This is a genomic window from Acetobacterium sp., assembly GCF_036508315.1.
Taxonomy (GTDB): domain Bacteria; phylum Bacillota; class Clostridia; order Eubacteriales; family Eubacteriaceae; genus Acetobacterium.
In genome coordinates this window covers 49,855-71,904 of sequence record NZ_DATCHP010000055.1, presented here as the reverse complement: position 1 = coordinate 71,904, position 22,050 = coordinate 49,855, and the positions used below count along the sequence as shown (strand labels likewise).

Genomic DNA, 22,050 nt, shown 5'->3' with positions numbered 1-22,050 from the left:
GAGCTTATCGGGTAACTGATAAGTTTAAGCGTAGGCAAACAAGGTAGTAGGCTGAAAGCTGAAAAGTTGAAGTGATTGAGCCTCGAAATACCGAAAATAGGAAGGCAGATGCCGTTGTCAGAGCAGAATGCAATATTGCGATCGACGTTTGGTAAGAAGGTCGTAGCTTCCTCGGGGTCGTAGAACTCAGCATGCTATACAAAGTTTACGATACGGGAACTTGGGAGACCCTAATTGCTCTTCAGACGTAGGTCTGGAGTACGTGTAACAAGCGATAATAAAGTAAGGAAGCGGAAGGCATTTAGAGATAAGAGATACGGTGCCTGTGAAACCTCCGAAAAAGGCGAAGCTGGGAAAAAATATGCAAGTTTTAATTATTGACTTTCAGGATCATTTGAATTACCATAGAGAAATTGCGTAATTTCAAGTTGCATTGCTCAATTCAATAACGAAAGCAAGCTATATTTGCAAGGAGAATCCTCAAACTTTCATGCTATTACAAAAAAGAGAGTTTTTCGGAGGTTTCCCTGTCACTTAAGTTATTGAACTTAACTTATTGAGAATCTGTGGGTTGTTTTATTGCTTTTATATTTTTGAAATATGGTCAATTTTATTTTCCAATATTCTATTATTCTATAGAAAGAGGGGTTCCATCTTTTCTAAGGGATGACTAGATTATGCATGATGTTAAAGTGAAAAGTCTGGATTAGCATCTAATTTTTTTAAATACTAAGTCTCTTTAAAAGAAAAAAATCGGCTGAAGCAGACTTTCCATGTAAAAAGTGTTGCGATACAACAGAATATCGTTGTATATTTTGTCGATATGACGTATGCTTACATTATGAGGTGATATTATGTATAGAACAGCGATTGAAGACTTATATAAATGGAAAGCGAAGATAAATAAAAAACCACTCATTATTCGCGGTGCAAGGCAAGTTGGCAAGACCTGGCTGATGAAGGAGTTCGGCGGAGATTCTTTTGAGAAAACCGTCTATATAAACTTTGACAATAACCAGCCTATAAAGCATTTATTTTCATTTGATTTTGATATAAAACGGATTGTAACAGGGTTGGAGCTTTACTCCGGCCATAAGATCAATCCTATAAATACACTGCTTATCTTCGATGAGATTCAGGAAGTACCAAAAGCATTGACAGCGCTTAAATATTTCAATGAGGATGCCTCAGAATACCAGATCATATGTGCAGGTTCACTCCTGGGGGTTGCTTTGCGTCAGGGCACATCATTCCCAGTTGGCAAAGTAGAGTTCTTAGATTTATATCCTCTTAGTTTTTCAGAGTTTTTGATGGCAATGGGTAACGGACAATATGTTGAATTGCTGGAAAAAGGTGACTTTGGGTTGGCAACAACATTCAAGCAGACATATATTGAGATGCTCAAATACTATTACTATGTAGGCGGGATGCCAGAGGCTGTGCGTTATTTTTCCGAGACTAGAGACTTTATCGAGGTACGGGAAATACAACAGCGCATTCTTGATGCTTATGAACAGGATTTTTCCAAACATGCGCCTAATGAAGTTGTGCCGAGAATAAGAATGCTCTGGAACAGTATTCCCGGACAACTCACAAAAGAGAATAAAAAATTTATCTATGGACTCATAAAGGAAGGGGCACGTGCCAGGGAATATGAACAGTCCATGCTTTGGCTCATCGATTGTGGTCTTGTTCATAAAGTGCATCGTGTAAATGCCCCAAGCCTTCCACTCAAAGCCTATGAGGATTTAAAAGCCTTTAAATTATTTATTGTTGATATCGGTTTGCTTTCCTGTATGGTGCGACTGCATCAGGAGGTGCTTTTGAATGGCAATGAGCTTTTCAGGGAATTCAAAGGTGCGCTGACAGAACAATATTTTTTGCAGCAGTTAAAAACCTTAAAAGGTTTGGAGATTTACTATTGGACAAATGACCGGGGTAGCGCAGAAATTGACTTCCTTATTGATAATGGTAACGCAGTCATTCCAGTTGAAGTAAAGGCCGAAACGAATTTAAAGGCCAAAAGCCTAAAAATGTATTATGAGAAGTTTCAGCCAAAGTTATCAATCCGTTCATCTATGACAGATTATAAACGTGAGGGTTGGTTGCTGAATTTGCCGCTTTATGCAATTAATTCCATCAATACATTAAGTCCATAATAAAATAGAGTTTAGTGTTTCCGCAAATGACATTGCCCCAGAAGTGTGTTTGTGATACGGTGCCTGTGAAACCTCCGAAAAACTCTCTTTTCTGTAATAGCATGAAAGTTTGAGGATTCTCCTTGCAAATATAGCTTGCTTTCGCTATTGAATTGAGCAATTCAACTTGAAATTACGTGATTTCTCTTTGTTTATTCAAATGATCCTGAATGTCAATAACTAAAACTTGCATATTTTTTTACAACTTTGCCTTTTTCGGAGGCTTACCTGTCACTTAAGTTATTGAACTTAACTTATTGAGTGATTTAAGAAGAAATTGGGGTCGGATACGGCACAAAATCTGTTTAGTCATTATATTCAGCAAATAATAATAAAAAAGGTTTGGTGTGTTGGATGCTTAGGAATAATATTTTTGGAACTTGCTTTTCGGCTTATCTGGGATGGTCATTTTAATTTTTTCGTCGGCAAGTAGGGGAGCGATATAAGTTTTAACAAAATAGGTGGGTGTTTCAAATCCAAAGTGTTGGGCTAGTTCTTCTCGTGAACGTGGCGTTGTGCAGTAATTCAGAATCGCCTGGACTATTTCACTATCTTTGCTTTGGTCAGCTGTTTTCTTATAAAATACAACTTTGAATATACCGCGTTTATTAATAAATAGAGGTGCTGGTAATCCGGCTTTTTTAAGTTCTGCTACTACGGTAGGAATACCAGAGAAACGGTTTTCGGTATCAATCATGATTTCCAAAGCGCCTGCCATATAAGGGTTTCTGGTATCGGCGGATATCTTACCTAAATCATCGACGGTTATTCTACCATAAAGTCCACCCGGATTTTCAAGTTCTAATCGATCCTCATACATTACCAAACGTATGGGTGAATGATCTGTGTGTACGCTATAATCTCGATGAATGAGGGCATTCAGTATGATTTCTCTGACTGCCTTTATTGGATATTCGGGTTTATCTGCCCGGGTTCCTTCTTCGGTTATAATGGTCTTCACCTTCATATTTCTTCGTACAAAAGCGAGGGTTCCTTCCAGCATCTGTGGAATAGACCCTTCGATTCGCTTGTTATCTACAAATCGTTCACCATCATTACCGAGTTCTCCAATTTCCTTCCCCTGTACGACCATTGCTGTCACACTCAGTTGTGGGAAAAATTCCTGGGGATATTCACCCATTAACATGAGTCCTGCCAGTGTAGGGATATCATCCTGACAGATACCTTGAGTTTCCAGTATGCGGCCATCATCAAGATTCACGAGATTCTGTTTTTGCCTGCGTAACTTTATCAAATATTCTGTTGTATTATCCTTCGACAGGTTTTTTTTTGTTGCGCGCTCAACAGTTCGTAGTTCGTCATGTATATTTCTCTTGAATGCCTCATAACTATAGATTTCGTATTCTGTCATAGGTTGATCGGAATCACCAACACGGATATAAGATCCGCGTAGTCTGCCAGCACCTTTATAAAAACATGGCTTGTCATAGATATCACATTCGGAAATTTCGGCACTGACGATTAATTTATCCATTATCTGAGCCACTGTAAACAATGGTCTTACTACGGGTTCCATTTGCAAAGATTGTTCCATCACTTTTTTTTGAAGGTCTTGGGCATCATAAACACCAATTATTTCATAGCCAGCTTCTTCATCAATTCCAAAAATAATTATGCCGCCATTTAACTGATTAGAAAAGCTTGATAAGGTATCATAAAGTTTTGTTGGTGTTCCTCCCGCTGCCTTCTTAAGCTCAATATGTTGTTTTTCGCATTTTTCGGAAATAACTTTTTTTACTAATTGTACTAATTCTTCTTCCAACACAGAATTCACATCCTTTTTGATTAATTATACAATTATTTAATGGAAATATCAATAGTTTATGAAAATTTTGTTTGTTTTAGTGAAAATAAATTAAAATTAGAAAAATAGTATTAGTTTTAGTAAAAATTTTAGTGGAATCTAACACATACGGTGTCTATCACTTTAGCTATTCAACTTAATGCGGGTTTAATTTTCCATTAAATCTTTTAGAGGTACGTTAGCCTGTCACTAAATTAAACTAAACTCATTATGATGATTGCAAACGATTAGGGGATACGGTGCCTGTGAAACCTCCGAAAAAGGCAAAGTTGTAAAAAAATATGCAAGTTTCAATTATTGACTTTCAGGATCATTTTCATAAAAGCCATTCTCGGTAAGCTCTGTTAAAATTTTATTTATATCTTCACCTGCAGAATAACACTTGGGATTCTTAATCCGTTCTTTCCTGACTTCACCAATAAGAGGTATAATTGATTCTAACTCACCTAATTTATCAATAATCATATTAAAGGACAATGGCAGCATTTTTATCTCTACATAGCGGCCAGAGAGTAATGTGGACAACTCTGATGATAAAAGATACGCATTGGAACCTGTGATGTAAATATCAACATTAGAATCCACAAGAAATGAGTTGATAGCCTTTTCCCAGGACTCAACTTGCTGTACTTCATCAAGAATAATGTAGTATTTTTTTTGAGGGTTTGTCATTTTGTTTTTGATATAGTTATATAATTGAGCATATTTTGTAATCTCATCGAATTCAAAGGCTTCAAAGTTCATTCGGATAATATGATCATTATGAACACCGTTGTTTCGTAAGTACTCCTCAAATAATGAAAGCTAGCTATATTTGCGTGGTTATATCTGTACGTGAGGATGAGGCGGTTTATTAGCTTGCAGATAAAAGAACTAAATAACGGAAGCCATAGAGGCTTCCGTAAACAATTGAATTTCTAAATGGTAAAGTCCTAAGAATCCTACGATTGCCAAGTTTTTCAAAGAAAATTTTTAATAAATGTGTTACAATGCTAGGGTTAGAACTTGAATTTTCGACAAATTTAAAAAGGCAGGTGTCTTATGACAAAGGCAAATAGAAATGAGTAAGAAAAGCAGTGTTCTTAAAAAAGTATTGATTCCCTTATTTATTGTTATCCTTTTAGCATCCTCGGGATTCTACTATGTGTATAGCAAGTCTCTTGGAAATATAAAAACTGTGAAGATCCCGGATAATAAAGAGGAATTAAACACCAAACCTGACAAAGAGGACCCGAACGCCAAATCTAAAGCTTTAGAGAAAAGCAGCGATATTACCAATATTGCCTTATTTGGCATTGATACCAGAGCGGATGACTATGATGGTTCCAGAGCGGATTCGATTATGATCGCTTCCTTGGATTTGACGCATAAAAAAATAAAACTGACTTCTATCATGCGTGACAGCTTTGTGAGCATACTAGGTGAAAAATATGACAAGATCAATCATTCCTATGCTTATGGCGGACCTGAATTAACGATTAAAACAATCAACGAAAATTTTGATATGAACATCAAGGATTATGTCACGGTTAATTTTAGTGCTCTGGAACAAATAGTGGATGCCGTTGGCGGAGTCGAGATTGATGTGAAAGATTACGAAATTGATCAAATCAGTGGTAGCAGTCTGGGGGTGCAAACTCTCGATGGGCAGCAGGCCCTGGCATATAGTCGAATACGTCATGCGGGAGATGGCGATTATGAAAGAACTGTGAGGCAGCGAACGGTTTTACAGAATGTCATAAACAAGGTACTGGAGAAAAAATCATTGCCTCAGGCCATAGCACTCATTTCAATACTGTCACCGTTCACCCAAACGAGTCTCGATAATGGTGAACTGATTGGGTTGGCAACGACGGTATTTTCTTCAGGGATTACAGCAATGGAAAATACCCGATTGCCAGTTGATGGCCAGGCAATCGGGGGTACATGGGACGGTGTTTATTATTTGAAACCGGATACTTTGAGTAAAAATGTATCGTATTTACATGATTTTATTTATGAGGAAACAGGATATGTACCGTCTCCTGCGGTTGAGGAGATCAGTAATACAATCATAAATACTGTTTAAAACAGATATTGCAAAGGTGAATCCTGACTTTTCAGTGGCGTTCCACTACTATTTTTGCAATTCTGTATATTATGAGATTGCAAGCGATGACTCTTTCTGTTAAGATGGAAAAAGTGAGGGAAAATATGAGTAGAAAATCATTAGATAGAGAAAAAAATGTTCTCGTTACAGGGGCAGCAGGTTTCATTGGATTTTATGTAACCAAAAAACTTTTAGAGCAAGGTTTCAATGTCATTGGAATCGATAATATTAATGACTATTATGATGTGAATCTTAAGTATGCACGTCTGGATAACCTTAAACTCTTTGAGAAATTCACCTTTGTTAAAGGAGATATTTCTGATAAAGATCTGGTAATGAGGGTATTTGAAAGCTATAAACCAGCGATTGCTATAAATTTGGCTGCACAGGCTGGAGTCAGGTACTCCATCGAGAATCCAGATGTTTATATACAAAGCAATATTGTGGGCTTTTTTAACATTCTTGAAGCATGTCGGTATTATCCAGTCGATCATTTAGTGTATGCATCTTCAAGTTCTGTATATGGTTCCAACAAAAAAGTGCCATTTGAGGAGACGGATTTTGTGGATCATCCAGTTTCTTTATATGCGGCTACAAAGAAATCAAATGAATTAATGGCCTATACCTATAGTCATCTCTATCAGATCCCAGCTACAGGTCTACGGTTCTTTACCGTTTACGGACCAATGGGTCGGCCGGATATGGCTTATTTTGGTTTCACTCAGAAATATTTTGCAGGGGAACCGATCAGTATATTTAACAATGGTGATTTTGAAAATGATTTATATCGGGATTTTACTTATATAGATGATATTGTTGAGGGAATCGCAAAAATTCTTACAGCGCCACCCGTCGCGGAGGCACCTCATCGGGTTTTTAATATAGGAAATAATAGCCCTGAAAAGCTCATGGTTTTTATAGAAACACTTGAGAAAGCTTTAAGTCATGCTGCTGGCAGAAAAGTTGTATTTGATAAAAAATTTGAACCGATAAAACCTGGTGATGTACCCGCTACCTATGCATCAACTGATTTACTCCAGGAAGCAATTGATTTTAAGCCATCAACGGCCATTGCGGAAGGTTTACAGAAATTTGCTGACTGGTATGTTATGTATTATGGGGTGAAATAGGTAAAATGTAGTAGAAACGATGCCTGTGAAATCTCCGAAATCAAATGGTTATGCCACGTACCAATAGTAATGAGGTCAAAAGCGGATTTAGGTGAAAGGCACTTGAAACTACAGCAACGGCCACTTAATCCATTGCAAACGATGACATTTCCTGCTAAGATAGAAGTTTCAAAGTGTAATTTTTATTGCGAACGATGACACTTTCTGATAAGATAAAGAAAGTGAAGTGATTTTTATTAGTGTAATAACCATGCCATAGCAAGGCGTTGAAGCATTTCACATAGTTCAAATAAAATAGAAAGAAGAAAAATTGATGTATGGAATACTTTGGGATATTGAGTTTTCACCGCCAGACATTTCAGATTTACAAATCGAAGAAGTAGTTAATGTCCTGGAGTCCGGTTGGATTACCACTGGGTTAAGAACGAAAGCGTTTGAACAAAAAATTGCAGAGTTTATTGGGGTAAATAAAGCAGTATGCCTTAATTCGGCAACTTCAGCCATGGAACTGACACTTCATATTTTAGGCATTGGTCCAGGGGATGAGGTAATAACGACTGCATATACCTTCACAGCATCTGCATCAGTTATTCACATGGCTGGAGCAAAAATTGTATTGGTTGATGTGGCAGAGGATTCTTATGAAATGGACTATGAAAAGCTTGCCGATGCCATAACAGTCAACACGAAGGCCATCATAGCTGTAGATATTGCAGGGAAGATGTGTGATTATGATGCGATTTATAAAGTGGTTGAAAGCAAGCGGGATTTATTTACACCGAATAATGAGGTGCAACGTTTATTTAATAGGATCATTGTGATTGCTGATGCTGCACATGCATTTGGTGCAGAGAGAAAAAAAATAAAATGTGGGAAAGCTGCTGACTTCACTTGCTTCTCCTTCCATGCAGTTAAGAATGTCACCACAGGAGAAGGCGGTGCGGTGGTTTGGAGAAATGACCTTGGATTAGACGATGATGAAATATACAGGGAATTCATGCTTAACAGCCTTCATGGACAGACTAAAGATGCCTTTGCCAGGATTTCAGAAAATTCATGGGAATATGACATAAAATATCTTACCCGTAAGTGTAACATGACAGATATCCTGGCTGCAATTGGATTAATCCAGTTAAACCGTTATGATGGGTTAATGGAAAGACGTAGAGAGATTATCAGGATGTATGATGAAGCGTTATGTCATTTAGGAATAAAGGTTATTGAGCATTACGGAGATGATTTTACATCATCGGGACATCTTTATTTAGCCAGAATTCCAGGCATTGATGAAGCTGAAAGAAATGAAATTATTTGGAAGATGGATGAAGCAGGGATAGCGACAAATGTGCATTATAAGCCATTGCCAATGTTTACAGCCTATAAGAATTTAGGGTTTAATATAAAAGATTATCAAAATGCATTTGATATGTACAAAAATGAGATTACATTGCCACTACATACGTTGTTAAGCGATGATGATGTGAAGTATATTACAAAAAAAATAATAGAAATCATATACAAATTGAAGCAATGAGGTGGCGTGATGTATAAGTATTTTTTCAAGAGAGTTTCTGATTTATTTTTTTCAATGATAGCACTTCCTTTTTGGTTTATTATATTGATTATTGTTGGTTCAGCAATTTACTTTGAAGATAAAGGCTCAATTTTCTATAATTCTCCTCGTCTTGGTAAAAATGGCAGGATTTTCAAAATGTATAAATTTCGGTCGATGAAGATGAATGCACCGGACATAAGGAATGAAGATGGATCAACCTTTAATGCGGAAGACGATCCAAGATTAACCAAGATAGGGAAGTTTATAAGAAAGACGAGTTTAGATGAGACACCCCAACTTTTAAATATCCTAAGGGGTGACATGAGCCTAATCGGACCACGGCCTGACCTGCCAGAGGATATTAAAAAATATTCTGCCTTTGAAAAAAACAAATTATCTGTAAGACCTGGAGTCACTGGATACAGCCAGGCATATTATAGAAATTCTATTAAGGGTAAAGAAAAATTCAAAAATGATGTTTATTATATTGAGAATATTTCTCTAATATTTGATCTGAAAATTTTATTAAAGACTATATTTAGCGTAGTGTTAAAGAAAAATGTGTTTAAGTAAAGTATAAAAAATGAAATCCCAAAATAGAAGGAATATAGAAGTAGCATAGGTTTGAAAATAGCGAAGATCATGATGTTGTATTAATGGGGAGAATATATGAAAATGAATAAACAGAAAAAGATCATGATTCTTGGCGCCAGCATTTTGCAACTACCGGCAATATTAAAAGCAAAAGAAATGGGATTGCAAGTGATAGCAGTAGATATGGATAAGAATGCCATTGGCTTTAGATATGCTGATATCTGTCTTGTTATTAGTACGAATGATATACCTAAGGTGGTTGCAGCAGCTAAATTGTATAACATCAATGGAATCATGACACTTGCAAGCGATATGCCAATGAGAACAGTTGCTGCAGTTGCAAAAGAGCTGAATATTGTTGGTATTGATGAGGTTATGGCTTTAAAAGCTACAAATAAAGGAATAATGCGGATATGTTTAAAAGACAATGATGTACCAGTCCCTAAATTTTTTAGAGTGAAAGAAATTGATGAATATATGGCGGTTATTCATCAGTTTAAAAACAAATGCATCGTCAAACCTGCCGATAATTCGGGAAGTCGTGGTGTGTTTTTGGTTAACGATATTAATAATAATGAAATGATTATGTTTGCCTTTGAATACAGCAAAAAAAATTCATATGGTGGGGAAATAATTGTTGAAGAATACATGGAAGGCCCAGAAGTTAGTGTTGAAACTTTAAGTGTTGATGGCAAAGTTGAGGTGATTTCGATCACGGATAAATTAACATCTGGTGCACCTAATTTTGTTGAAATGGGACATTCAGAGCCGTCTGATCTTTCCAGGGAGATCAAAAAACAGATTGAACGAGTTGCAATATCAGCAATTAATGCAATAGGTATTGTGAATGGCCCATCTCATACAGAAATAATTGTAACTGATGATGGCACTAAAATAGTCGAGATTGGGGCAAGGCTTGGTGGAGGTAATATTACAACACATTTAGTGCCTCTTTCTACAGGCGTCGATTTGGTTAAATGCTGTATTGAAATTGCATTGGGAGAAAAACCCGATTTTGAAAAAAAAATCAACATGGGGGCAGCCGTTAGATATTTCAAAACTAATGAAGGCAAGTTAATTAATATAACTGGAGTAAATGAAGCGAAGAGTATACTTGGAGTTAAGCAAATATGTTTTGTAAAAAATATTGGCGATACTGTGGGAGCTTTAAACAACGGTTCTGAAAGAATAGGATTTGTTATTGCACAGGGTTATGATGCAGAAGATGCTATAAGAATTTGTGAAGAAGCAATAAAGATAATTGATATTATTATTGAGTAAGCAAAGAATATGGTGTTGAGTTCTTAAACGAGAAGAACTTTATTCGAATGAAGAAAAATCAGCTGATTTAGATAACGAAAAGATAAGTCGATAAAAACTTGATTTGGAGGTAGTGCTTTTGAAGGTTTTAATACAGAGGACGAGCGGATTTGATACACCAGGTCCATCAAATCATTTGTTGAAAGCGTTAATAGAAGATATGATATCCGCAGGATTCTCTGTTCATTTAGTGCAAGCAAGCATAAAAAAAATCGGAGAAGAAATGAATTCAGACTTGAAAAAATTAGATGGTTTTACTTGGGACACGCTTGAAAGAAAAGATATACCTAAAAATAGGTTTGTTAGAAGGTATTTAGAAGAGGTGCAATACACTTTTAGAAGTGTGAAATATTGGAAGAAAGTTAATGATATTGATGCTGTATATATTATCTCCTGTCCAACAGCCCTGTATGGAATTGTGCTAACAAAAATCATTTTGAAAAAACCTTTATTTTATGGAATTCAAGATATGTTTCCTGGCAGTGCTGTAAATTCTGGTGTTATGGGGAACAGATTCATTGCGAAAATATTCTATTTACTACAGAAAATTGCGTATAGATATAGTGATATTATAACTGTTATTTCTGAAGATATGAAAAATAAAGTTGTTGAGCAAGGTGTGCCAGAAAAGAAAATATTTATGATAGTAAATTGGTTTGATGATCGAACAGTGCATGAAGTTTTGTGGGAAGAGAATCGGTTTGTAAAAAAATACAACCTTTCTACCAAGAAGTTCTACGTCCAATATGCTGGAACAATGGGATATGTTTTTGATTACAAAATGGTATTGGCGGTTGCTGAATTACTTAAAGAATATAACGATATTGAGTTTCATATGATCGGTCAAGGTAGCCAGAAAGAAGTTTTTATCGAAGAAAAGTCAAAACAGAAACTTGATAACATATATTTTTTTCCGCTGGAACCACAAAATATGGTTTCTGATGTTTATAGTGCGTGCTCAATTTGTATGATTCCTTTAAAAAAAAGAATCATAGGTAATTCTGTGCCAAGTAAAGCAGGCTTATTGATGATGTGTAACAGAGTAATTGTAAATTCTGTTGATTCAGATTCAGAATATTTTAAAATGTTTAGTGAGTATGACATGGGGATCTCGGCATCGAATGATGATCCGAAGGCAGTGGCTGATGCGATATTAGAATTATATCGTGATGAAGATGAACGCCAGCGAATGGCAAAGAATGCGCATGAATTTGGAGAAAAATACTATTCAAGAACCGTTAACACAAAGAAATTCATTGATTTGTTTCATTTGATAGTCGATAAGAAAAATAGAACGGAGGGGTAATATGTTCAAGGATAGAACTTTACTTATTACAGGTGGAACTGGCTCTTTTGGAAATGTTGTATTAGAACGTTTTTTGAATACAAATATAAAAGAAATTAGAATTTTTTCTAGAGACGAATTAAAACAGGATGATATGCGAAGACATTATCAGAACGATAAAATTAAGTTTTATATTGGTGACGTACGTGCTATTGAAAGTCTGCGTAATGCCATGTATAATGTTGATTATGTTTTTCATGCAGCAGCACTTAAGCAAGTACCTTCGTGTGAATTTTTTCCAATTGAAGCAGTTAAAACAAATGTATTAGGAACAGAGAATATGTTAACAGCCGCAATAGATGCAAGAGTAAAGAAGGTTATTTGCCTTTCTACTGATAAAGCAGCATATCCTGTAAACGCTATGGGAATCACAAAAGCTTTGATGGAGAAAACATTTATCGCAAAATCCAGAACGATATCTCCGGAAAGGACGTTGATATGTGGAACAAGATATGGAAATGTTATGGCTTCCAGAGGATCGGTAATACCGTTATTCATTCAACAGATAAAAAGTGGACAACCGATTACTGTGACTGATCCTAAAATGACAAGATTTATTATGAGTCTTGAGGAAGCAGTAGAGCTTGTGGTATATGCATTTAAAAACGCAGAAACAGGCGATATCATCGTGCAAAAATCTCCTTCGTGTTACATAGGAGATTTAGCGCAAGCTCTTATAGAACTTTTTAAAGCAGATAATGAAATAAAAGTCATTGGGACACGACATGGTGAAAAATCATATGAGGTTTTACTTACCAGAGAAGAGGCAGAAAAAGCAATCGATATTGATAACTTTTATCGAGTTCCCGCAGATAATAGAGATTTAAGTTATGAAAAATATCTTGAAGAAGGCTCTCACCAGATTACACTGACTGAAGAATACAATTCAAACAATACAAGGATTCTTTCTGTTGAGGAAATAAAAGAGAAACTCTTAAACTTAGATGAAATCAAGAAAGAATTGAGGCTTTGGGAGGAGAGATAGATGAAAGTTTTAGTAACAGGAGCAAATGGTTTTCTGGGTAAAAATCTAGTTACTTCTTTGAAGGAAATGAAGTATATCGAAATATTGACTTTTGGAAGGAATGATGATGATAAAAAATTACAACAATATACAAAGGAATGTAATTTTGTGTTTCATTTAGCGGGCGTTAACAGACCAACTGACACTAAAGAATTTATGGTTGGAAATTATAGTTTTACGAAAAATTTACTGGGAGCACTAAAGTTAAATAAAAATACTTGTCCTATTTTATTTGCGTCTTCGACTCAAGCAAAATTAAATAATCCTTACGGAGAGAGTAAAAAAGCAGGTGAAGATTTACTGCGTGATTACGGAAAACTAACGGGTTCCCATGTTTTAATTTATCGCTTTCCTAATGTGTTCGGGAAATGGTGCAGACCAAACTACAATAGTGTAGTAGCGACTTTTTGTCATAATATTGCTCATGAGATAGCCATAAAAGTTAATGATCCAAGTGTTATTATGAACCTTGTGTATATCGATGATTTGATTGAAGAACTCATTAATGCACTTGATGGTAAAGAAAACAGGACGAGTGAATTCTGTGAAGTACCAGTGGACTATACGATTGCTTTAGGTGAAATTGTTGACTTGATTGATTCATTTAAGAAAAGCAGGGAGGATCGTTCCATCCCAGATATGTCAGATGCATTTACGAAGAAACTTTATAGCACATATTTAAGCTATTTGCCAGAAAATCAATTCAGCTATGAACTTAAGATGAATGTAGACAATAGAGGTTCTTTTACCGAGTTCATAAAGACTCCTGATAGAGGGCAGATTTCAGTGAATATTTCTAAACCTGGCATCATCAAAGGCAATCACTGGCATCATACTAAAAGCGAAAAATTCCTTGTAGTATGGGGAAAAGGTGTCATACGATTTAGAAAAATAGACACGGATAAGGTTTTGGAATATTTTGTCGCTGGAGATAAGATGGAAGTAGTGGATATACCAATCGGCTATACTCACAATATTGAAAATCTAGGTGAGGATGATATGGTCACCATCATGTGGGCAAATGAACCTTTTGATTTAAATAAGCCTGATACTTACTATATGGAGGTATAGCGGCCAATGAAAAATGCTAAATGGAAAATCGGTATTTGGGGTCAGTTTGGTGACGGTGGCCAAATTGCAGATGGTCAGGCGGTTAAAACCACTATAATTGCTAATGAAATTAAGGGCAGATACAATCCTGAAAATGTTAAAGTTTTAAATACAAATAATTGGAAGGGAAACCCCATTTCTTTTTTTATAAAAAGTATAATGCTGATTGTTCAATCTAAAAAGGTGATTATCTTCCCTGCAGACAATGGTTTTAAGGTAATAGTGCCGTTATTATCAATTGTCAATTTATTTTACAAACGAGAAGTATATTATGTAGTAATTGGCGGATTTTTATTCAGTTTGCTGCAAAAGAATAAAATATATATTAATCCGTTAAAAAAATTCAAAGCGATTTTTGTTGAAACCAATACTATGAAAAAGGATTTAGAAAGTTTGGGTATTGATAATATTTATATACTTTTTAACTTGAAAAGGTTAGAAAAAATCAACGAGTCAGATTTAAAGATTGAAAACAAAAAAAACATTTCCGTGTGTACATTTTCAAGAGTTAGTTGTACAAAGGGGATTGAGGATGCAATTGAAGGGGTTAGGATAACAAATCAGAGACTAGGCGATGATTTTATTCAATTAGACATTTATGGTATGGTAAATAAGAATTATGAGGAAAAATTCAAAGAATTATTAGCTAAGAATCAAGAATTTGTTACTTATAAAGGGGTAGTCGATTATGATAAAACTGTTGACACTTTAAGGAATTATTTTGCATTGATTTTCCCAACATATTTTGATGGTGAGGGTTTTCCAGGTAGTGTCATTGATTCATATTATTCTGGTTTGCCAATCATAGCGACAAATTGGTTATATAACAAAGATATAATTGACGATGGTTTCAATGGAATACTTGTCCCCATAAAAAAGCCGGAAGCGATAAGTAAGGCAATACTAAAATTGTATAATGACCGGGAAATGGCATTTAGAATTGCGGTAAATAATGTACGTGAAGCAGAAAAATACACACCTAGTGTTGTATTAGAAAAACTATTCATGTTTTTGGATAAATAGTTAAATTGCAGCTTAAAATTGAATTTTTGAAATAAGGGTGTAAGATTTGAAAAAAATAGCGTTATTAATCCCCACATTACAAGGGGGCGGGGCGGAAAGGGTTGCATCAATATTATCAAATGCTTTTGAATTAAGTGGATATGAGGTTTATGTTATTGTATATGAAGATCATGTACAAGACTATTCTTATTCAGGGAAATTACTTTCGTTAAAAACACCACATAAAAAAACTGTTTTTGGAAAATATTTTTGTTTTGTACAAAGGATCATCAAGCTGAGAAATATTAAAAATAAATATTCACTTGATACTGTAATTAGCTTTTTAGATAGTCCCAATATTCTAAATATATTAACTAAAGGAGATAGTAATACGATAGTATCAGTTAGAAACTATACTACTCAGAGTAATACAGGTTTTTATGGTAAGGTTGGTAATTTGGCTATTAAATATTTATATAAAAGAGCCGATTTTATTGTTTCTGTTTCTAACGTAATAAAAAATAGACTCATTACAAATTATGGCCTTGAAAATGTTCAAAACAATATAACAATTTATAATCCTTATGATTTAAATAAAATAGAGTTATTAAGTCAAGGTGAGTTAAAGAAAGATGAATTAGAGGTTTTTAGGCAGCCTACAATTATTACGATAGGCAGATTGATAGATCAGAAGGGGCATTGGCACCTCATTAGATCATTTAGTGAAGTCAAGAAAAGTATACCGGATGCAAAACTCATTATTTTAGGAAAAGGGAATCTAAGTAACTATCTTAAGCAGCTTAGTATGGATCTTGAGATAGAAGAGGACATTTATTTCCTTGGATTTAACAGTAACCCTTATAAGTATTTAAGTAAAGCAACCCTATTTGTATTTCCATCATTATTTGAAGGTTTCCCTAATGCTCTATGTGAAGCGATGGCTTGTGGCCTTCCAGTTATATCTGCAGATTGTAAATCAGGACCAAGAGAAATATTGGCACCAAACACATCTTTAGATACAGAAATCAATTCTGTTGATTTTTGTGAATATGGTGTTTTGATACCTGTATGTGATGGAAAAAAGTATGATGCAGCGGAACCTCTGAAGGCAGAAGAAATACATTTAGCAAATGCAATAACAAGCTTACTACAAACTAAAAGGTTACTTGAGTTGTATTCTAAAAAATCAAAAGAAAGAGTAAAAGCATTTAGTGTGGAAAATATTGTGAAAGAATGGGAAAAAATTATATGAAAAATAAGCGGTTAAACAAAATAATAGAAGCTTTTTCGATCTGACAAGCCTTAGGTGTCAGGATACTTTTCATAGGGAATTAAAAAGTGTATAGTATAAAAAAACGAGGAGAAACTTAATGTCAAAATACAGTCAAACTCTCAAAGACAAGATATTGAATGAAATGATGCCACCCAAAAACAAATCTGTAGCGGAATTAGCCAAATCTTTAATTCATTTTATATAGTTTCTAAAATCAGGGAAAATAATTACATAAGTTAAAGTTTTCACTTAATTGGACTTTTATTTGGCAGTTTTTCATACAGTGAATGGGGGGTAACATGGGATGAAGAAAATCACTTTGAATCAACTTATAAATTGCATAATGTTTTTTTATGTATTAAGTATTTATGTATTTACATCCCAGGCAGGATGGAATATCTTGAGTAATTGTTTAGCATTGTTTCTAATAGGCTTGATTTGGTTAGAGATTTTGTTGTTGAGGAAAGAAATTATATTCAACTTTTTTTTATTTGTTTATTCATTATTTATTATTATTTGTATGGTGTCAGTATTTTATGCGATTGAGCCAAGCACTGCTTTTAGTAAAATTCAAACATTAATTTTAATATATATTCTCATTTTATCGCTTATTAATTATGTTGATACATTAGAGAAATTATACTTTATAATGAAATGCTTTATTTTTTCAGGTTTTATTACAAGTATTTATATATTAATTAATGCTGACTTTACTGTTTTAGAAAGAATTGGAAGTGAGCTTGGAAATGTAAATTCTATAGGTATGATTATTGGGATCTCTTCGATTCTCTGCCTTTTTTATTTGCTGAAGACTAGAAATTATTGGTATTCTGTGATTATATTAACTGATTTAATCGTTATTTTACTTACCGGATCCAGAAAAGCATTGTTATTTGTAGTAATTTCAATAGTACTTATGTTGATTTTTCAAGAGGACATTAAGCTGGGCAGTAAATTTAGAGCTTTATTCATAAGTATAGTGTTTATCTTTGCCATATTTTATATAATAAATAACGTACCCCTTTTCTACCAAATTATTGGGGAGAGAATGGGTACCATGTTTGATTTTTTTTCTAGTAGTGGTACTGCTGATAGCTCTATGAATATTAGGTCAGAAATGATTCTATGGGGATGGTCATGGTTTAAAGAACATCCGTTTTTGGGGTATGGCATTGATAATTATAGAGTTTTATTGAGCACTAGTAGTGGCCAAGGGTACACCTATTCACATAATAATGTAATTGAACTTTTAGTTGGAACCGGTATTATTGGCACTGCATTATTTTATCTTGCTAATGTTATTGTGATAAGGGATTTAATGAAAGCATCAAAAGTTATCTCAAAATCATTATGCTACATGTTTATAGCAATTATTGTTGGATATATGATTATGTCTGTAGGCATGGTTTACTATGACGATAAAGGTATAGGTTTTATATTAGCGATTGGAAGTATAATATATAGATTAGCTAAAACTGAAAACTAAAGTTGGAAAATTCTTGATTTCAATCAATTAATGATTACAAGGAGAGGTTATTATGATTTTAAAAAGAATAGTTAAGGGGATTAGGAATCCATGGCTTGTCGTTAATTATATCCTGGGTCAGAGAATAACAAGAATAATTCCAGATGAAACGTTTGTTAAGTTAGAATATAGAGCATCGATTGGGAGAAGGTTGAATCTCGATAGCCCACAGTCATTTAATGAAAAGCTTCAATGGTTAAAACTTTTTGATCGAAAACAAGAGTATACCCAATTAGCAGATAAGTATAAGGTGAGAAAATATATTAAAGGCACAATTGGTGAAGAATATCTCATACCGCTTCTGGGGGTTTACGATTCCTATGATGAAATTGATTTTGAAGCATTGCCAAATCAATTTGTATTAAAACCCAATCACACATCAGGGGATGTTTATCTGTGTAAGGATAAATCAAAAATCGATTACGTAGAGTTAAAGAAAACGGTAAAAAAATGGATGGAAATAGAATATTATTGGATTCACCGGGAGTGGCCATATAAAAATATAAAACCCGAAATTATCTGTGAGAAGTTTATGTCTGAAACAAATATTCCTCCTAATGATTATAAGGTTGTGTGTTTTAATGGTAAAGCCAGACTAGTCCAGGTACACATGGGTAGATTTACCAATCACATACAAGATACATATGACTTAGAGTGGAATAAAATCGACATGACATGGGGATTTGAAATATCTGAGCATGCGACTTGTAAAAAACCAAAAAAGTTAGAAAAAATGATAGAGTTATCTGAACAGCTAGCAGTAAATATGTGTCAGGTTAGGATTGATTGGTTTATTGTGGAAGATAACCTATATTTTGGAGAAATAACTTTTTTTGATGGATCCGGTTTTACACCAATTATACCTGAGTCTTATGATTATTTACTAGGTAGTTGGATTAATTTACCCATAGAAACAAATAATTAAAAGGGGTAGGAATATGCAAATACTAATAGCAGGAGATCTTGTACCAACACAATCGAATATGGATTTATTCAATAAAGCTGACGTAAATACTCTGCTTGGTAAAGAATTACTATTCCTATGGAATTCTGCTGATATTAGGTTGTTGAATTTAGAGGTACCTCTTGCAGATCAAGAAAATCCTATCAGAAAACATGGACCGAATCTTATTGCTCCAACAAGTGCGATTAATGGAATTAAGGCTCTTAATGTGTCACTAATTAATTTAGCAAACAACCATATATTAGATCAAGGTGAACAAGGATTAAAATCAACACTTGATCTCTTGAATCAACATAAGATACCTTATATTGGAGTAGGAAAGAATCTTTCTGAGGCAAGTACGCCTTGCATTATTGAAAGAGATGGAATAAAGATAGGTATCTATAATTGTGCTGAACACGAGTTTACCATAGCAAGTGAAAAGAGTTCTGGAGCAAATCCGTTTGATCCACTAGAAAGTCTTGATCACATACAAAACCTAAAAACCCAGTGCGATTATGTGATTGTTCTTTATCATGGCGGAAAAGAACACTATCGCTATCCATCACCTTATCTTCAAAAGGTTTCCAGAAAGATGGCGGAAAAAGGAGCAGACTTGGTTATATGTCAACATAGTCATTGCGCTGGTTGCTTTGAAAAATATAAAGAATCTACAATTGTCTACGGGCAAGGGAATTTTATATTTGACGATTCTAATAGTGAGTACTGGAAGACAAGCTTATTAATCAAGGTTGAACTTAAAAATGTACTTAGTATCGAATATATTCCTTTTGTGAAAGAAGAAAATGTTGTGCGTCTTGCTAAAGGTACAGTCGCGAAGGAAATCATAGAAGCCTTTGCAAAACGTTCAATGGAGATATCACAAGAAGGATTTGTAGAAAAGGAATATAAGAAATTTGCTGAAAACAATAAATTGGCATATATGACAAGACTTTCAGGTATGGGAAAATGGTTTTCGCGTATAGATAGACGAATTTTAAATAATTTTAATATTAAACGAAAATATAACGATAAAGACTTTTTAGCTATACAGAATTATATTGAATGTGAAGCACATAGAGAACTGCTATTGGCTGGCTTAAAAGGCGGTTTTACAATTGAAAGAAAATAATATCCAAAACAAAGCTATTCATGCAGGAAAATGGTCATTTATTACTGAGTTGGCAGCTAAAACTGTTGGTCCTATTTCTAATATGGTATTAGCAAGACTTCTAGCTCCGGAAGCTTTTGGTGTAGTGGCAATTGTAACGATGATCATAAGTTTTGCAGATATGTTTACGGATGCGGGGTTTCAAAAATACTTGGTTCAGCATGAGTTTAAGGATGATGAAGAAAAATTCAAGAATACAAATGTGGCCTTTTGGACCAATTTGGGAATTTCGATTTTTTTATGGCTGATGATTATAGTCTATCGTGAGCAGATTGCGGTTTTAGTTGGTAATCCAGGATTAGGTAGTGTCATTGCTATAGCATGTTTGCAGTTAGTGTTCACATCTTTTTCAAGTATACAAATGGCTCTATATAGAAGAGATTTTGATTTTAAAACGTTATTTCTTGTAAGGATGATTGCTATTTGTGTGCCATTTACAGTAACAATACCACTTGCCCTTTTAGGTTTGAGTTACTGGTCAATCATTATTGGCTCAATTGTTATGCAACTCTCAAATGCTGTGATATTAACCATTAAATCAAAATGGAAGCCAGGTTTGTTTTATAAAGCCGAAATATTAAGAGAAATGTTATCCTTCAGCATATGGTCCTTAGCAGAAGAAATTTCAATTTGGGCCACTTCATGGATTGATGTCTTTATTATTGGTGTTCTTTTAAATTCATATTATTTAGGTTTGTATATTACATCTCAAATGATGGTTAACTCGTTAATGGCGATCATTATTGCATCAATAGTGCCGGTTCTTTTTTCGACTCTGTCTCGGTTACAGGATGATAATATTAATTTCAAAAAAATATATTATAAAGTTCAGCGTCTTGTTTCTGTTTTAGTACTTCCTATGGGTATGGGTATATATATTTACAGTGATTTGGCAACTCAAATTTTTTTGGGCAGCCAGTGGAGCGAAGCAAGTAAAATCATTGGAATTTGGGCTTTAACAAGCGCTGTAATGATAGTATTTGGTAACTTTTGCAGTGAGGTATATCGAGCCAAGGGAAGACCTAAGTTATCCTTCCTTGCCCAAGTGTTACATTTGGTTGTCTTAGTTCCGACGATTTTAATTAGTGCTAAATATGGTTTTTGGACACTTGTATATGCGAGATCATTAATTCGAATGGAATTTGTTTTAGTTCATTTTTTAATAATGAAGGTTGCAATGGGATTTCCGATTCTAGATACAATCAAAAATGTACTTCCAACAGCTTTTTCGGCTATATCAATGGGGATTTTGGGATTCTTCCTGCACCAAATGAATTCAAGTGTACCATGGAGTGTTTTATCAATTACAATATGTGCTTTGTGTTATTTTGGAATATTGTACTTATTTTCGAATATTAGAAATGAGATATTTGAATTTGTAAAAAGTCTAGTGCAGCATGGTTAATAAAATAAAAACCGATAAACCATTCATCGCTTAACATATCTTTTTTTGAAAAAGGTGTACATTTTATATTGCAATTTTCGCAAGGAAAAAAAGTAGAAAAATATATTGACTATTAACGATAAATGTGATACATTGAATCTATAAATATGTATTGCGTATCAACTATAGAATTCAATATTTTAATGATTCTTACGGAATGATTTTTCAACGATAAAGGCAAATTTGTTGAAAGACAGGGACACAAAACTAGCGGCCTGTAAAACGATAACCAGATAACGAGAGAGAGGTTTTGTTAGATCAAACAAACTATGTGAATTTAATAATAGTCGTGAAATAACTTTTCAACGATAAAGGCAAACCTGTCGAAAGGCAGGGACGCAAAGCTAAAGGGCCTGTAAAATGGCAGCCAGTTTCCGAAAGGAGAGTTTTTTTGTATTCTATTTATTTATTGTCCAACGATAATGGCAAACCAACTGAAAAGTTGGGACGCAAAGCCAAGGGCCTGTAAAATGGTAGCCGGCTACCGAAAGGAGTATCCATC

Annotated in this window: 16 protein-coding genes, 1 pseudogene and 2 riboswitches; of the genes and pseudogenes, 15 read left to right on the top strand and 2 right to left on the bottom strand. The window is 34.5% G+C overall.

Features of this window, described 5'->3' with window-relative positions; genetic code table 11:
• Window positions 1-854: 854 nt before the first annotated feature.
• A complete protein-coding gene (locus VIK44_RS07015; protein WP_331553132.1) occupies window positions 855-2,159 on the top strand; it encodes an ATP-binding protein in 1,305 nt (434 codons plus the stop codon).
• A 397-nt stretch (window positions 2,160-2,556) separates the two neighbouring features.
• Here VIK44_RS07015 and VIK44_RS07010 read toward each other — a convergent pair whose 3' ends face one another.
• Together VIK44_RS07010 and VIK44_RS07005 are read right to left on the bottom strand one after the other, a co-directional pair.
• A complete protein-coding gene (locus VIK44_RS07010) occupies window positions 2,557-3,984 on the bottom strand; it encodes an ATP-binding protein (RefSeq protein ID WP_331553131.1) in 1,428 nt (475 codons plus the stop codon).
• Between the two features lie 333 nt (window positions 3,985-4,317).
• A pseudogene (locus VIK44_RS07005) lies at window positions 4,318-4,800 on the bottom strand (ATP-binding protein); the annotation flags it as partial.
• A gap of 283 nt (window positions 4,801-5,083) precedes the next feature.
• On the opposite strand from VIK44_RS07005, the gene VIK44_RS07000 reads away from it, so the two are divergent.
• The 14 genes from VIK44_RS07000 (at window position 5,084) to VIK44_RS06935 (ending at window position 21,509) form a co-directional block, all read left to right on the top strand.
• Window positions 5,084-6,091, top strand: a complete 1,008-nt coding sequence (locus tag VIK44_RS07000) for an LCP family protein (protein ID WP_331553130.1) — start codon at window positions 5,084-5,086, stop codon at window positions 6,089-6,091.
• Between the two features lie 125 nt (window positions 6,092-6,216).
• Window positions 6,217-7,242, top strand: a complete 1,026-nt coding sequence (locus tag VIK44_RS06995; protein WP_331553129.1) for a GDP-mannose 4,6-dehydratase — start codon at window positions 6,217-6,219, stop codon at window positions 7,240-7,242.
• A gap of 313 nt (window positions 7,243-7,555) precedes the next feature.
• Window positions 7,556-8,776, top strand: coding sequence for a DegT/DnrJ/EryC1/StrS family aminotransferase (locus VIK44_RS06990; RefSeq protein WP_331553128.1), 1,221 nt, complete (start codon window positions 7,556-7,558; stop codon window positions 8,774-8,776).
• 9 nt (window positions 8,777-8,785) lie between these two features.
• The gene (locus VIK44_RS06985; RefSeq protein WP_331553127.1) at window positions 8,786-9,370 is read left to right on the top strand and encodes a sugar transferase; all 585 of its coding nucleotides are present in this window, start codon (window positions 8,786-8,788) and stop codon (window positions 9,368-9,370) included.
• A gap of 96 nt (window positions 9,371-9,466) precedes the next feature.
• Window positions 9,467-10,672 carry an ATP-grasp domain-containing protein gene (locus VIK44_RS06980; RefSeq protein WP_331553126.1) on the top strand — a complete coding sequence of 402 codons (1,206 nt, stop codon included), beginning with the start codon at window positions 9,467-9,469 and terminating at the stop codon, window positions 10,670-10,672.
• A gap of 118 nt (window positions 10,673-10,790) precedes the next feature.
• Entirely contained in the window at window positions 10,791-12,017 is a 1,227-nt protein-coding gene (locus tag VIK44_RS06975; protein ID WP_331553125.1) for a glycosyltransferase family 4 protein, read from the top strand.
• A gap of 1 nt (window position 12,018) precedes the next feature.
• Complete coding sequence (locus tag VIK44_RS06970) at window positions 12,019-13,041, top strand: polysaccharide biosynthesis protein (protein WP_331553124.1); 1,023 nt, start codon at window positions 12,019-12,021, stop codon at window positions 13,039-13,041.
• Window positions 13,042-14,151, top strand: a complete 1,110-nt coding sequence (locus VIK44_RS06965) for a capsular polysaccharide biosynthesis protein CapF (RefSeq protein WP_331553123.1) — start codon at window positions 13,042-13,044, stop codon at window positions 14,149-14,151. It abuts the gene before it with no gap.
• Window positions 14,152-14,157: 6 nt separating this feature from the next.
• Window positions 14,158-15,213, top strand: coding sequence for a glycosyltransferase family 4 protein (locus tag VIK44_RS06960; RefSeq protein ID WP_331553122.1), 1,056 nt, complete (start codon window positions 14,158-14,160; stop codon window positions 15,211-15,213).
• Between the two features lie 46 nt (window positions 15,214-15,259).
• Complete coding sequence (locus tag VIK44_RS06955; RefSeq protein WP_331553121.1) at window positions 15,260-16,444, top strand: glycosyltransferase; 1,185 nt, start codon at window positions 15,260-15,262, stop codon at window positions 16,442-16,444.
• 325 nt (window positions 16,445-16,769) lie between these two features.
• On the top strand, window positions 16,770-17,951 hold the full coding sequence (locus VIK44_RS06950) for an O-antigen ligase family protein (protein ID WP_331553120.1): 1,182 nt from the start codon (window positions 16,770-16,772) through the stop codon (window positions 17,949-17,951).
• Window positions 17,952-18,003: 52 nt separating this feature from the next.
• A complete protein-coding gene (locus VIK44_RS06945; RefSeq protein WP_331553119.1) occupies window positions 18,004-18,915 on the top strand; it encodes an ATP-grasp fold amidoligase family protein in 912 nt (303 codons plus the stop codon).
• A 13-nt stretch (window positions 18,916-18,928) separates the two neighbouring features.
• The gene (locus VIK44_RS06940) at window positions 18,929-20,065 is read left to right on the top strand and encodes a CapA family protein (protein ID WP_331553118.1); all 1,137 of its coding nucleotides are present in this window, start codon (window positions 18,929-18,931) and stop codon (window positions 20,063-20,065) included.
• On the top strand, window positions 20,052-21,509 hold the full coding sequence (locus tag VIK44_RS06935; protein WP_331553117.1) for a lipopolysaccharide biosynthesis protein: 1,458 nt from the start codon (window positions 20,052-20,054) through the stop codon (window positions 21,507-21,509). Before VIK44_RS06940 ends, VIK44_RS06935 begins: the two co-directional genes overlap by 14 nt.
• A 342-nt stretch (window positions 21,510-21,851) precedes the next feature.
• Window positions 21,852-21,927, top strand: a riboswitch (cyclic di-GMP riboswitch).
• A gap of 35 nt (window positions 21,928-21,962) precedes the next feature.
• Window positions 21,963-22,037: riboswitch (cyclic di-GMP riboswitch) on the top strand.
• The last annotated feature ends 13 nt before the right edge of the window (window positions 22,038-22,050 follow it).

What these genes read in the sequence shown, in the direction of transcription:
- VIK44_RS07015 (WP_331553132.1), top strand. Translation starts at nt 855, where the DNA reads ATGTATAGAACAGCGATTGAAGACTTATATAAATGGAAAGCGAAGATA.
- VIK44_RS06995 (WP_331553129.1), top strand. Translation starts at nt 6,217, where the DNA reads ATGAGTAGAAAATCATTAGATAGAGAAAAAAATGTTCTCGTTACAGGG.
- VIK44_RS06960 (WP_331553122.1), top strand. Translation starts at nt 14,158, where the DNA reads ATGAAAAATGCTAAATGGAAAATCGGTATTTGGGGTCAGTTTGGTGAC.
- VIK44_RS06945 (WP_331553119.1), top strand. Translation starts at nt 18,004, where the DNA reads ATGATTTTAAAAAGAATAGTTAAGGGGATTAGGAATCCATGGCTTGTC.
- VIK44_RS06965 (WP_331553123.1), top strand. Translation starts at nt 13,042, where the DNA reads ATGAAAGTTTTAGTAACAGGAGCAAATGGTTTTCTGGGTAAAAATCTA.
- VIK44_RS06990 (WP_331553128.1), top strand. Translation starts at nt 7,556, where the DNA reads ATGTATGGAATACTTTGGGATATTGAGTTTTCACCGCCAGACATTTCA.
- VIK44_RS06950 (WP_331553120.1), top strand. Translation starts at nt 16,770, where the DNA reads ATGAAGAAAATCACTTTGAATCAACTTATAAATTGCATAATGTTTTTT.
- VIK44_RS06940 (WP_331553118.1), top strand. Translation starts at nt 18,929, where the DNA reads ATGCAAATACTAATAGCAGGAGATCTTGTACCAACACAATCGAATATG.
- VIK44_RS06985 (WP_331553127.1), top strand. Translation starts at nt 8,786, where the DNA reads ATGTATAAGTATTTTTTCAAGAGAGTTTCTGATTTATTTTTTTCAATG.
- VIK44_RS06980 (WP_331553126.1), top strand. Translation starts at nt 9,467, where the DNA reads ATGAAAATGAATAAACAGAAAAAGATCATGATTCTTGGCGCCAGCATT.
- VIK44_RS06970 (WP_331553124.1), top strand. Translation starts at nt 12,019, where the DNA reads ATGTTCAAGGATAGAACTTTACTTATTACAGGTGGAACTGGCTCTTTT.
- VIK44_RS07000 (WP_331553130.1), top strand. Translation starts at nt 5,084, where the DNA reads ATGAGTAAGAAAAGCAGTGTTCTTAAAAAAGTATTGATTCCCTTATTT.